This is a genomic window from Allobosea sp. Tri-44 (genome assembly GCF_004123845.1).
GTDB lineage: Bacteria > Pseudomonadota > Alphaproteobacteria > Rhizobiales > Beijerinckiaceae > Allobosea.
Map to the genome: position 1 here is coordinate 965946 of NZ_NBDP01000030.1, position 11546 is coordinate 977491.

9 protein-coding genes are annotated in these 11546 nt (G+C 68.4%); 6 read left to right on the forward strand and 3 right to left on the reverse strand.

Going from position 1 to position 11546, the window contains the following annotated elements:
- Positions 1-98 precede the first annotated feature (98 nt).
- From hutI to B6S44_RS21085, 5 genes are all read left to right on the forward strand, one after another.
- The gene (hutI, locus tag B6S44_RS21065; RefSeq protein ID WP_248309690.1) at positions 99-1265 is read left to right on the forward strand and encodes an imidazolonepropionase; all 1167 of its coding nucleotides are present in this window, start codon (positions 99-101) and stop codon (positions 1263-1265) included.
- Entirely contained in the window at positions 1262-2788 is a 1527-nt protein-coding gene (hutH, locus tag B6S44_RS21070; protein WP_129158805.1) for a histidine ammonia-lyase, read from the forward strand. Before hutI ends, hutH begins: the two co-directional genes overlap by 4 nt.
- Entirely contained in the window at positions 2785-3594 is an 810-nt protein-coding gene (gene hutG, locus B6S44_RS21075) for an N-formylglutamate deformylase (protein ID WP_129158806.1), read from the forward strand. Before hutH ends, hutG begins: the two co-directional genes overlap by 4 nt.
- A complete protein-coding gene (gene hutU, locus B6S44_RS21080) occupies positions 3591-5258 on the forward strand; it encodes a urocanate hydratase (protein WP_129158807.1) in 1668 nt (555 codons plus the stop codon). Before hutG ends, hutU begins: the two co-directional genes overlap by 4 nt.
- A 162-nt stretch (positions 5259-5420) precedes the next feature.
- On the forward strand, positions 5421-5999 hold the full coding sequence (locus B6S44_RS21085) for a HutD/Ves family protein (protein WP_129158808.1): 579 nt from the start codon (positions 5421-5423) through the stop codon (positions 5997-5999).
- Between the two features lie 174 nt (positions 6000-6173).
- Here the strand turns inward: B6S44_RS21085 and B6S44_RS21090 are convergent, their stop codons facing one another.
- Positions 6174-7250 (reverse strand): citrate synthase/methylcitrate synthase, encoded by a 1077-nt coding sequence (locus B6S44_RS21090; protein WP_129158809.1) that lies wholly within the window; start codon positions 7248-7250, stop codon positions 6174-6176.
- 96 nt (positions 7251-7346) lie between these two features.
- Between B6S44_RS21090 and B6S44_RS21095 the strand changes: the two genes are divergently transcribed.
- Complete coding sequence (locus B6S44_RS21095; RefSeq protein ID WP_129158810.1) at positions 7347-8486, forward strand: citrate synthase family protein; 1140 nt, start codon at positions 7347-7349, stop codon at positions 8484-8486.
- A 7-nt stretch (positions 8487-8493) separates the two neighbouring features.
- Here B6S44_RS21095 and B6S44_RS21100 read toward each other — a convergent pair whose 3' ends face one another.
- Positions 8494-9957, reverse strand: a complete 1464-nt coding sequence (locus B6S44_RS21100; protein ID WP_248309675.1) for a lyase family protein — start codon at positions 9955-9957, stop codon at positions 8494-8496.
- Between the two features lie 109 nt (positions 9958-10066).
- Complete coding sequence (locus tag B6S44_RS21105) at positions 10067-11290, reverse strand: class I SAM-dependent methyltransferase (protein WP_465246128.1); 1224 nt, start codon at positions 11288-11290, stop codon at positions 10067-10069.
- Between the last annotated feature and the right edge of the window lie 256 nt (positions 11291-11546).

Genomic DNA, 11546 nt, shown 5'->3' on the forward strand with positions numbered 1-11546 from the left:
CTAGCATAGCCATAAGGCGAATGAAGTCGAGAGGAGGCGACGTGGCGACGACCCCTTCCAACAGCAACCGAGTGTGGACCAACGCCCGGCTCGCGACCATGGCGGCCGATGCAGGCACGCCCTATGGCGCGATCGAGGACGGCGTGGTCATCGCCCGCGACGGCCGCATCGTCTTCGCCGGTCCGCGCTCGGAGGCTCCCGCCTTCGGCAGCGCCGAGGTGATCGACTGCGCGCGGCGCTGGATCACGCCCGGCCTCATCGATTGCCACACCCATCTCGTCTATGGCGGCGATCGTGCCAACGAGTTCGAATTGCGCCTGAAGGGTGCGAGCTATGAGGAGATCGCCCGCGCCGGTGGCGGCATCGTCTCCAGCGTCAAGGCGACGCGCGCAGCAACTGAAGACCAGCTCTTCGCCAGCGCCGACAAGCGCCTCGCTGCGCTGATCGCCGAGGGCGTCACCACGGTCGAGATCAAGTCGGGCTACGGGCTCGACACTGACAGCGAGGTCAAAGTGCTGGCGGTCGCCCGCCGGCTCGGGCGCGAGCGCCCGGTCAGGGTGCTGACCACCTTCCTCGGCGCCCATGCCGTGCCGGCCGAGTTCAAGGGCCGTTCGGGCGATTATATCGATCTCGTCTGCGGCCCGATGCTCGATGCGATCGCCGAACAGAAGCTCGCCGACGCCGTCGATGTGTTCTGCGAGGGCATCGCCTTCTCACCGGAGGAGACGGCCCGTGTCTTCACCGCCGCAAAGGCGAAGGGCTTAGCCGTCAAGATCCATGCCGAGCAGCTTTCAAATCTCGGCGGCGCGGCGCTGGCGGCCAGCTTCGGCGCGCTCTCGGCCGACCATCTCGAGCATCTCGACGAGGCCGGTGTCATCGCGATGGCCAAGGCCGGCACCGTTGCGGTGGTGCTGCCGGGCGCCTTCTACTTCCTGCGCGAGACGGTAAAGCCTCCGATCGAACTGCTGCGCCAGCATGGCGTGCCGATCGCGCTCGCCACCGACGCCAATCCCGGCACCTCGCCGCTGACCTCGCCGCTGCTGACCATGAACATGGGCTGCACCCTGTTCCGACTGACGCCGGAGGAGGCGCTGGCCGGCATGACCCGGAATGCAGCGCTCGCCCTCGGACTTCAAGATCAGATCGGCACGCTCGAAGCCGGCAAGGCCTGCGATCTCGCCATCTGGGAGATCGAGCGCCCGGCCGAGCTTGCCTATCGCATCGGCTTCAACCCGCTTCACGCCCGCATCCGGAACGGACAATGACCACGCTCTCTCTCACTCCCGGCGAGGCCCGCCTCGCCGACTGGCGCCATGTCCTCGACGGCGCCACCATCTCTCTCACAGACACCGGCGCGATCGCCGCCGCGCAGGCGATCGTCGACGATATCGTTGCCGCCGGCACCGTGACCTATGGCGTCAACACCGGCTTCGGCAAGCTCGCCAGCGTCCGCATCGCCGACAACGATCTCGCCAAGCTGCAGCGCAACCTCATCCTCTCGCATGCGGTCGGCACCGGCCCTGCTTTGCCGGACGAAGTCGTTTCCCTGATCCTCGCCATGAAGGCGGCGAGCCTGGCGCGCGGCGCTTCCGGTGTCCGCCCCGTCGTGGTCGAGGCGCTGATCGGCGCGCTCCAGGCCGGCGCGCTGCCGGTCGTGCCGGCCAAGGGCTCCGTCGGCGCCTCCGGCGACCTTGCCCCGCTGGCGCATCTCACCGCCGCGTTGATGGGCGTCGGCGAGATCAGGCTGAAGGGCGAAGTCCTGCCGGCCGCCGACGCCCTGAAGCGCATCGGCCAGGCGCCGCTGGCGCTCGGCGCCAAGGAGGGCCTGGCGCTGATCAACGGCACGCAGGTCTCGGCCTCGCTGGCGCTGGCCGGACTCACCAGCATCGCCCGCGTCTTCGATGCGGCGCTGATCGCCGGCGCGCTCTCGGTCGATGCGCTCAAGGGTTCGGACACGCCGTTCGATCCGCGCATCCAGCAGCTGCGCGGCCAGCCCGGCCAGATCAAGGTCGCGGCATTGCTGCTGCAGCTGATCGCCGGCAGCGAGATCCGCGAGAGCCACCGCTTCGGCGATTCCAAGGTCCAGGACCCCTACTCGCTGCGCTGCCAGCCGCAGGTGATGGGCGCGGTGCGTGATCTCCTCGCCAATGTCGCCGCGACGCTCGCGATCGAGGCCAATGCGGTCACCGACAACCCGCTGGTGCTGGGGCCGGGCGAGATCGTCTCGGGCGGCAATTTCCACGCCGAGCCGGTCGCCTTCGCCGCCGACATGCTGGCAATGGGAGTCTGCGAGATCGGCAACCTCGCCGAGCGCCGCATCGCGCTGCTGGTCGATCCGGTGATGAGCGGCCTGCCGCCCTTCCTCGCCCGCGATGCCGGCCTCAACTCCGGCTTCATGATCGCGCAGGTGACCGCCGCGGCGCTCGCTTCCGAGAACAAGCAGAGGGCGTATCCCGCCTCGGTCGACACCATCCCGACCTCGGCCAATCAGGAAGACCATGTCTCGATGGCGACGCATGGCGCCTTCCGCCTGATCGAGATGGCGAAGAACGCGGCGAGCATCATCGCGGTCGAATTGATGGCCGCGGCCGAGGCGATCGAGCATCACCAGCCGATGAAGACCTCGCCGCGACTCGAGCCGGTGCTGGCGCTGATCCGCGGAAAAATCGCGCCGCTGACCGAAGACCGCTATCTCGCGCCCGATCTCGCGGCGGCGACGGAACTCGTGCTCTCGGGCGCGCTCGGCAAGGCCGCCGGCGTCGACAGCTTCGCGGAGCTCTCCGCATGAGCGCCGACATCGTCTCCGTCACGCGCGGTTCCTCGCCGCTGGTGCTGTCGATGCCGCATCTCGGCACCGGCCTGCCGGACGAGGTCGCGACGCAGCTCGATGCACGCGGCAAGCTGGTCGAGGACACCGACTGGCATATGCGCCAGCTCTACGGCTTCGCCGAGCGCTTCCAGCCGAGCATCGTCGAGGCGCAATTGTCGCGCTTCGTCATCGACCTCAATCGCGATCCCGCCGGCGTCTCGCTCTATCCCGGCCAGGCGACGACCGAGCTCGTGCCGACCACGACCTTCGACGGCGCGCCGATCTGGCAGACCGCGCCGGACGAAGCCGAGATCACCCGCCGGCGCGAGGCTTACTTCAAGCCCTATCACGCAGCGCTCGCCGCCGAGATCGCGCACGCCAAGGCGCAGCACGGCTTCTGCCTGCTCTGGGACTGCCACTCGATCAAATCTGTGATCCCGCGCCTGTTCCCGGGCACGCTGCCGACGCTCAATCTCGGCACCAATTCGGGCGCGAGCGCCGCGCCTTCCGTCGAGGCCGCCGCAGCCGCGGCGATGGCCGGCAGCGCCTTCAGCCAGGTCGTCAACGGCCGCTTCAAGGGCGGCTGGATCACCCGGCATTACGGCCGCCCGGCCGAACGCGTGCACGCGCTCCAGATGGAGATCGCGCTCTCGGCCTATCTCGACGATGAAGCCGCGCCCTGGACCTTCGCCCCGGCAAAGGCCGCCAGCCTGCAAGCCACCCTTTCCGCCATGATCGAGGCCGCGCTCGCCGCCGCCACCCAGCTCGAACGGAGCAAGCCATGACCCGCATCGACAACAGCCGCGTCATCCGCGCGCCCCACGGCAATGAGCGCAGCGCCAAGTCCTGGCTGACGGAAGCCGCGCTGCGTATGCTGATGAACAATCTCGACCCGGATGTCGCCGAGAAGCCGGGCGAGCTCGTGGTCTATGGCGGCATCGGCCGCGCCGCCCGCACCTGGGAAGATTTCGACCGGATCTGCGCCTCGCTGCGCTCGCTCGAGGCTGACGAGACCCTGCTGGTCCAGTCCGGCAAGCCGGTCGGCATCTTCAAGACCCATCCGGACGCGCCGCGCGTGCTGATCGCGAATTCCAACCTCGTCCCGGCCTATGCCAATTGGGAGCATTTCCATCATCTCGATAAGCTCGGGCTGATGATGTACGGCCAGATGACGGCCGGCTCCTGGATCTATATCGGCACGCAGGGCATCGTTCAGGGCACCTACGAGACCTTCGTCGAGGTCGGCCGCCAGCACTACAACGGCAGCCTCAAGGGCAAATGGGTCCTGACCGGCGGGCTCGGCGGCATGGGCGGCGCCCAGCCTCTGGCCGCGACAATGGCCGGCGCCTCGATGATCGCCGTCGAGTGCAGGCCGTCGAGCATCGATTTCCGCCTGCGCACCCGCTATCTCGACGAGAAGGCCGACAGCGTCGATGAAGCCCTGAAGATCATCGAGGCCGCCCATGCCAAGGGTAAGGCCGTCTCGGTCGGCGTGCTCGGTAACGCCGCCGAGATCTTCCCCGACATGGTCCGCCGCGGCATCCGCCCCGACGTCGTCACCGACCAGACCTCGGCCCATGACCCGCTCAACGGCTACCTGCCTGCCGGCTGGACGCTGGAGGAATGGGAAGAGCGCCGTGAGCGTGACCCAGCCGGCACGATCGAAGCTGCCAAGAAGTCGATGGCCGAACATGTCAAGGCGATGCTCGACTTCCAGAAGATGGGCGTGCCGACGCTCGACTACGGCAACAACATCCGCCAGATGGCGAAGGATATGGGCGTCGACAACGCCTTCGATTTCCCCGGCTTCGTCCCGGCCTATATCCGCCCGCTGTTCTGCCGCGGCATCGGCCCGTTCCGCTGGGCCGCGCTCTCGGGCGATCCGGAGGACATCTACCGCACCGACCAGCGCGTCAAGGAACTGCTGCCCGACGACAAGCACCTGCACAACTGGCTCGACATGGCGCGCGAGCGCATCCAGTTCCAGGGCCTGCCGGCGCGGATCTGCTGGGTCGGCCTCGGTGACAGGCACCGGCTCGGCCTCGCCTTCAACGAGATGGTGGCCAAGGGCGAGGTCAAGGCGCCGATCGTGATCGGCCGCGACCATCTCGATTCCGGCTCGGTCGCCTCACCCAACCGCGAGACAGAAGCGATGAAGGACGGCTCGGACGCCGTCTCCGACTGGCCGTTGCTCAACGCCCTGCTCAACACCGCCGGCGGCGCGACCTGGGTTTCGCTGCACCATGGCGGCGGCGTCGGCATGGGCTATTCGCAGCATTCGGGCGTGGTCATCGTCGCCGACGGGACGCCGGAAGCGGCCAAGCGCCTGGAGCGCGTGCTCTGGAACGACCCGGCCACCGGCGTGATGCGCCATGCCGATGCCGGCTACGACATCGCGCTCGACTGCGCCCGGGAGAAGGGCCTGAAGCTGCCGGGGATTTTGGGCTGAACCCACGTGTCATTCCGGGGCTCCGCGCAGCGGAGAACCCGGAACCCACGACTGGGCGAGTCCGACCTGACCATCACTTTGCACCCCGTCGTGGGTTCCGGGTTCGCCCTTCGGGCGCCCCGGAATGACAAAGGTGGCTGCTTGAATTCGAAGGACCGTTCCATGCGCATCATCCGCGCCGCCGACTGCCTGGTCATGCCGTGGAAGAACGGCGGCGGGACGACCACCGAGATCGCGGTCGCGCCGGAAGGCGCCTCACTGAGCGATTTCGACTGGCGCATCAGCATGGCCCATGTCGGGCAGGACGGGCCGTTCTCGTCCTTCCCCGGCATCGACCGGACGCTGTCGGTGCTGACCGGCGCCGGGATCACGCTGGCCTTCGGCGATGGTGAGCGCGTCAGGCTCGACTGCACGAGCGCGCCCTGCCCCTTCGCCGCCGACCGGGCGGTCGACGGGCTTCTGACCAGCGGGCCGATCGACGATCTCAACGTGATGTCCCGGCGCGGCCGCTGGCGGCATCAGGTGGAGCGCGTATTGGGCGCAGGCTCGCTCAACGCGACCGAAGGCCTGCTGGTGCTGGTCGCCCGCAAGGGCGACTGGCAGGTTAATGGAGCGAAGCTCGCCGCTGGCGACAGCGCGGTCCTGGACGCGCCGGGGCACATCGAGCTGGTCGTCAGTGGTGGTGAGGCGGAGCTTTACGCGGTTGGGTTGACGATGGAGGCGCGGGGAACCCTCTCCTGAAAGGAGAGGGCAGGGTGAGGTGTTCGGGAGGGATATCGCGAGCCTCAACACATCCGCGGTCAGCGCTCACGCAACTGGTCGGGCCGCCTACACCTCACCCCTACCCCTCTCCTTACAGGAGAGGGGATCCCGCGCTTGGCCCTTCTGCCATCGCCCACCGGGCAGCCTGGCCTGTCAAGCCGCCTGACGCGGCTGCGGGCCGACATAGACCGATTGCGGCCGGATCAGGCGGCCGGTCTCGATCTGCTCGCGGGCATGGGCGAGCCAGCCGGTGGTGCGGCCGAGCGCGAAGACGCAAGTGAAGGCCTCGGGCGGGAAGCCGAGTGCCTCGAGCAGCAGCGCGGTGTAGAATTCGACATTGGTCTCGAGCGAGCGGCCGGGCTTGCGCTCGCGCAGGATGGCGAGCGCCGCCTGCTCGACCGCCTCGGCAAGGCGCAGGCGCCCGGCATCGGCGCCGAGCTTCGCAATCGCCTGCTTCAGCGCATCGGCGCGCGGATCGCGGACGCGATAGATGCGGTGGCCGAAGCCCATCAGCCGCTCGCCGCGATCGAGCGCGTCTTCCAGCCAGGGCCGGGCATTGGCCGGCTCGCCGATCGCATCGAGCATCTCGATTACCGGCCCTGGCGCGCCGCCATGCAGCGGGCCCTTCAAGGCGCTGATCCCGGCCAGCACGGCCGAGACCAACCCGGCCCGCGTCGAGGCAACGACGCGCGCCGCGAAGGTCGAGGCGTTGAGGCCGTGATCGGCGACAGTGACGAGATAGGTGTCGAGCGCCGCGGCCTGCGCCGCAGTCGGCACCTCGCCGCGCAGCATGCGCAGCGTGTCGGCCGCCTGCGACAGCGCCGGATCGGGAGCGATCGGCGCAAGCCCGCGCCGCTTGCGGACCGCAGCGGCGGTGAAGACGGCCGGCGCCGCGAGCAGCTTCAGCGCCGTCTCGGGCCCCTCGCCGTCGGCGATCTGCGCGGTCCAGGCGCGAACCGCCTCGACTGGTCCAAGACCGTCCGCAAGCGCGGTGCGCTCGACGATGCCGAAGAGATCGGCACGAGCCTGGCCGAGTGCCGCGGAGAATTTGCGGTTCTGCGGCAGGCCGGGCAGCAAGCCGTCGAACATCAGCGCCGCCATCTCCTCGAAGCTGGTTCGGCCGGCAAGCTCGGCGAGGCTGTGGCCGCGGATCACCAGGCGACCGGAAGCGCCGTCGACCTCCGAGAGCACGGTATGGGCGGCGACGACGTCATCGAGACCATCGGACATGAGCTGAACTCCTCAAAAGCATTCGCCTTGAGGATCGGCCTCCGCACTGCTAGAATCAATCTTGAACAATATAATCAATATATCGAGCAGAGGGCGATGCAGGACTGGCTGACGGCACAGGAAGCGATGGCGCGGCTCGGCCTGAAGCCGCAGACGCTCTACGCCTATGTCAGCCGCGGGCTGATCGAGGCCCGCGGCGATGCCGGGGATTCGCGCCGTAGCCTCTACCGCGCCGAGGACGTCGCCCGGCTGGAGCATCGCAAGGCGCGCGGCCGGCGCCCCGCCGCAATCGCCGAGGATGCGATCGCCTATGGCGAGCCGGTGCTGTCTTCCAGCATCACCACGATCGAGCGCGGCGGGCTCTGGTATCGGGGGCAGGATGCGACGCGCCTGGCCGAGAGCGCCAAGCTGGAGGATATCGCGCGCCTGCTCTGGGATTGCGGCACGCAGCGCTTCCCGCCTTTGGCGACGATCGTGCCGCCTGGCGAGCCGCTGTCGCGCGTCTTCGCGGTGATCGCGGCGCGGACCGCGACCGACCGGCCAATGGTCGGGCGAGCCAAGAAGGCGCTCTATCTCGAAGCCGCCGCTGTGCTCGACACGCTGGTCGACGCCATCGCCGGTGGACCGGGCGACGGCCCGATCCATGCCCGACTGGCCCGGGCGTGGGGCTGCGAAACAGAAGGCGCCGAGCCGATCCGGCGGGCGCTCGTCCTGCTCGCAGACCACGAGCTCAACGCCTCGACCTTCGCGGCCCGCGTGACCGCCTCGACCGGCGCCTCGCTCGCCGCCTGCGCCATGGCCGGGCTCGCTGCGCTCTCCGGTCCCTTGCATGGCGGCGTCGCGCCGCGCGTGCTCGCGCTGATGCGCGAGATCGAGCGCGACGGGCTGGAGGCTGCGCTGGCGGCAAGGCTGGAGACCGGCGCCAAGCTGCCCGGCTTCGGTCACCCGCTCTATCCCGACGGCGATCCCCGGGCGCGGGCGCTGTTCGCGGCATTCGAGCCGCCGCCCGCCTATGCGCAGGCGCAGGCCGCCATCGCGGCGTTGACGGGGGAAGAGCCGAACATCGACTTCGCCCTGTCAGCGCTGGCGGCCAAGCTCTCCCTGCCGGAGACGGCTCCATTCCAGATCTTCGCGGCGGCGCGCTGCACCGGCTGGCTCGCCCATGCGCTGGAGCAGAACGAGACCGGCCGGCTCATCCGCCCGCGCGCCCGTTATGTCGGTCCGGCGCCCGCCTGAGAATGCGCTACTGCGCCTGCGCACGCAGCGCCTCGAAATCCTTGTCGAGCCTTCCAAGCGATGTGGAAATCCTCTCGCGCCGTTCCTTGATCCAGGCGCCCTGCTCCGCGATCCGGCCCTTGGCCGCCGCCAGCATCCGCTCCATCTCGGCCGGCTGCGGACCGCCGACGGTCGCACGGCTGCGCACGATCGCGACGGGGTCGAGCGCCGCGCGGAACTCGGCCTCGCTGATCGGAAGCTCGGCCGGATACTCCGTGCCCTTGACCGCCGCGGCATAGATCCGCTTGGCCTCGGCATAGGGGAAATCGAGCGGCCTGATATCGTGATCCTTGGCGTGGGTAACGACCTCGGAGGCGAAGTGGTGGCCGACGCGGAAGGGCAGCCTGTATTTGCGCATCAGGAGGTCGGCCAGTTCCTGCGAGGCGGTCCAGTCGCTGTTCAGCTCCTCCAGCGCTCGCTCAGGGCTGATCACCAGCCCCTTGAGGATACGATCCCAATTGGCGAGCACGGTGGCCGCGCTCTTCACCATCGCGCTGTTGGGCCTGACGTCCTTGGGATCGCTCATGCCCGGGGTGATGTTGTGAGCCTGGATCGCGGCTCCCATCGCGAGCGAGAGCGCGGTCGAGGCCTGCTGGCGCGTGGTGTTGAGCAGGCCGGGATTGCGCTTCTGCGGCATCGCGCTGGAGACATAGGTGTTGCCGTCGCCCTCCTGCAGCAGCATCCAGGGCCGCGCGAAGGCATACTGGCTCATGACGTCCTCGACGAAGGCGCCGGCATGGAGGGCGATGCTGGTGACGATGGCGCCCGCCTCGACAGGATGCTCGGCCGAGGAGATCTGGCCGGCGTCATAAGCGTTGTCGACGATCGCCGCGAAGCCGAGATAATCGGCCATGCGCTTGCGGTTGAGCGGCCAGCTCGTGCCGTTGAGCACGGTCGTGCCCATGGCAGAACGGTCGATGCGTGCATAAGCCTCGCGAATGCGCTGGGCATCGCGTTCGAGCCCGGCGGCATGGCCGAGCAGGGTGTGGCCGAGGCTGTTCGGCTGGGCCGCGACGCCGTTGGTGTAATTCGGCACGATGGTCGCAGCGTGCTTTTCCGCCAGCCCGACCAGCGTCGCCGTGGTGCGGTTGAGCTGGTCGGCGAGCGCCAGCATGTCGTCGCGCAGGATCGCGGCGCGATAGGTCGCATGCATGTCCTGGCTCGAACGCCCGGCATGCAGGAGCGTGACTTCCTGCCCGGCGGCCGCGATCCGCAGCGGTTCGAAGCTGATCACGGTCGCGGGCCGCTTCGCGCCGGGCTTGGCGCCCTCCTGCAGCACCTTGCCGAGACCGGCCGCGATGCGCGGCGCCAGCGCCTTGTCGAGCAGGCCTTCATCCGTGTTGATCACGGCCGTGGCCTTGTTGATCTCGCCGAGCCAGAAGAACTCGTCGCGAGGCTGGCGTTCCTGGGCAAGGGCTGGAAGAGCTGACATCTGCGCTGCCACCGCAAGCGCAATCATCGATGATCGCACGATCGACCTCCGCTGGTATCCCCGCCGGGCCGGAGCCTAGCGGGGGCATGGCAGTAGCTCAATCGCGCGGTCAGGCTGCCCGGTCGATCGTCCCGGCAGCCCTGCCCTTCTTGCTCATATAGTCCCGCGTGATCGGCAGCGTGCCGAGCCGCTTGGCGAGCTGGAGCTGGAAGACGACGAGGCCGTCATAGCGGAAGCTCGCTTCGGAGGCGGCGAGGTAGAACTCCCACATCCGCGCGAAGCGCTCGTCATACATCGCGACGGCCTCCTGGCGATGGGCGAGGAAGCGCTCGCGCCAGGCCTTGAGCGTTTCGGCATAGTGCAGGCGCAGCACCTCGACATCGGTGATGATCAACCCTTCCTGCTCGATCGCCGCAGTGACCTCCGACAGCGCCGGGATATAGCCGCCGGGGAAGATGTACTTGGCGATGAACGGGTTGGTCGCGCCGGGCGGCGTGCTACGGCCGATCGTGTGGATCAGGGCGACGCCGTCATCCTCCAGGAGTTCGCGGACCTTGCGGAAGTAGTCGCGGTAGTAGCCGACGCCGACATGCTCGAACATGCCGACCGAGACGACGCGGTCGAAACGTTCGGTGACGGCGCGATAATCCTGCAGGCGGAACTCGACCGGCAGTCCCGATTCCTCCGCCCGCTTGCTCGCAGCGGCGAACTGCTCCTCGGACAATGTGATGCCGGTCACCCTGGCGCCAGTCTCGCGCGCGATCGAGAGGCCGAGCCCGCCCCAGCCGGAGCCGATGTCGAGCACGCGTTGGCCCGGCTTCAGGGCCAGCTTCGCCGCGATCCTGCGCTTCTTGGCGGCCTGCGCCTCCTCCAGCGTCGCGCCCGGATGCTCGAAGAAGGCGCAGGAGTACTGCTGGTCGGCATCGAGGAAGAGCCGGAAGAACTCGCTCTTCAGGTCATAATGGTGATGGACGTTGCGCCTGGCCCAGGCCGGGGTGTTGTGCTGCGTCAGCCGCCTGACCGCCGTGCGCAGCTTGGTCAGCGTCCCGGCTAAAGCCGAAGGCGGCTGACGCGACAGCCCGCAGACCAGCGTCTCGAGCAACTGGTAGATCGTGCCGCGCTCGACGATGACGCGGCCATCCATCACCGCCTCGCCGAGCGCGAGCTCGGGATCGAGGGCCAGTTTGAATTCGGTTTCACGGTCGGCAATACGCAAGGTGATCGCGGGCGCCGAACCTCGCCCGGCCGAATGGAGCGATCCATCGGCGAATACGACGTCAATCCTGGGTTCCCGGACCAACCGGGACAACATCTTCGCAATCAGCGCCCGCATGGCTCTACCTCGCGGCAGTGCCCCTTCGCCATCAAAGATGGCAATCACCCGCGGCAGCGTAACAGAGGGTTCGGCGCAGGGCCGATACACGCCCGCCGCATGCCGCAGCTGTCAGCCTCCTGACAGGAAAAATGGGGACGGCGGGCCATTTTCGCCAGCCGCCGCCAGATCGCCATGCGTCCTACCGGACGCGAAGTGGCGATCCAGCTCTTCGTTTCAGCATCGGATTTCCCCGAAAAGTGGAATCCACTTTTCG

Bases quoted from the DNA above. Each gene is read 5' to 3' on its own strand.
- B6S44_RS21090 (WP_129158809.1), bottom strand. From the start codon at position 7,250: ATGTCCGATGGTCTCGATGACGTCGTCGCCGCCCATACCGTGCTCTCG.
- hutH (WP_129158805.1), top strand. From the start codon at position 1,262: ATGACCACGCTCTCTCTCACTCCCGGCGAGGCCCGCCTCGCCGACTGG.
- hutU (WP_129158807.1), top strand. From the start codon at position 3,591: ATGACCCGCATCGACAACAGCCGCGTCATCCGCGCGCCCCACGGCAAT.
- B6S44_RS21105 (WP_465246128.1), bottom strand. From the start codon at position 11,290: ATGCGGGCGCTGATTGCGAAGATGTTGTCCCGGTTGGTCCGGGAACCC.
- hutI (WP_248309690.1), top strand. From the start codon at position 99: ATGGCGGCCGATGCAGGCACGCCCTATGGCGCGATCGAGGACGGCGTG.
- B6S44_RS21085 (WP_129158808.1), top strand. From the start codon at position 5,421: ATGCGCATCATCCGCGCCGCCGACTGCCTGGTCATGCCGTGGAAGAAC.
- B6S44_RS21095 (WP_129158810.1), top strand. From the start codon at position 7,347: ATGCAGGACTGGCTGACGGCACAGGAAGCGATGGCGCGGCTCGGCCTG.
- hutG (WP_129158806.1), top strand. From the start codon at position 2,785: ATGAGCGCCGACATCGTCTCCGTCACGCGCGGTTCCTCGCCGCTGGTG.
- B6S44_RS21100 (WP_248309675.1), bottom strand. From the start codon at position 9,957: ATGTCAGCTCTTCCAGCCCTTGCCCAGGAACGCCAGCCTCGCGACGAG.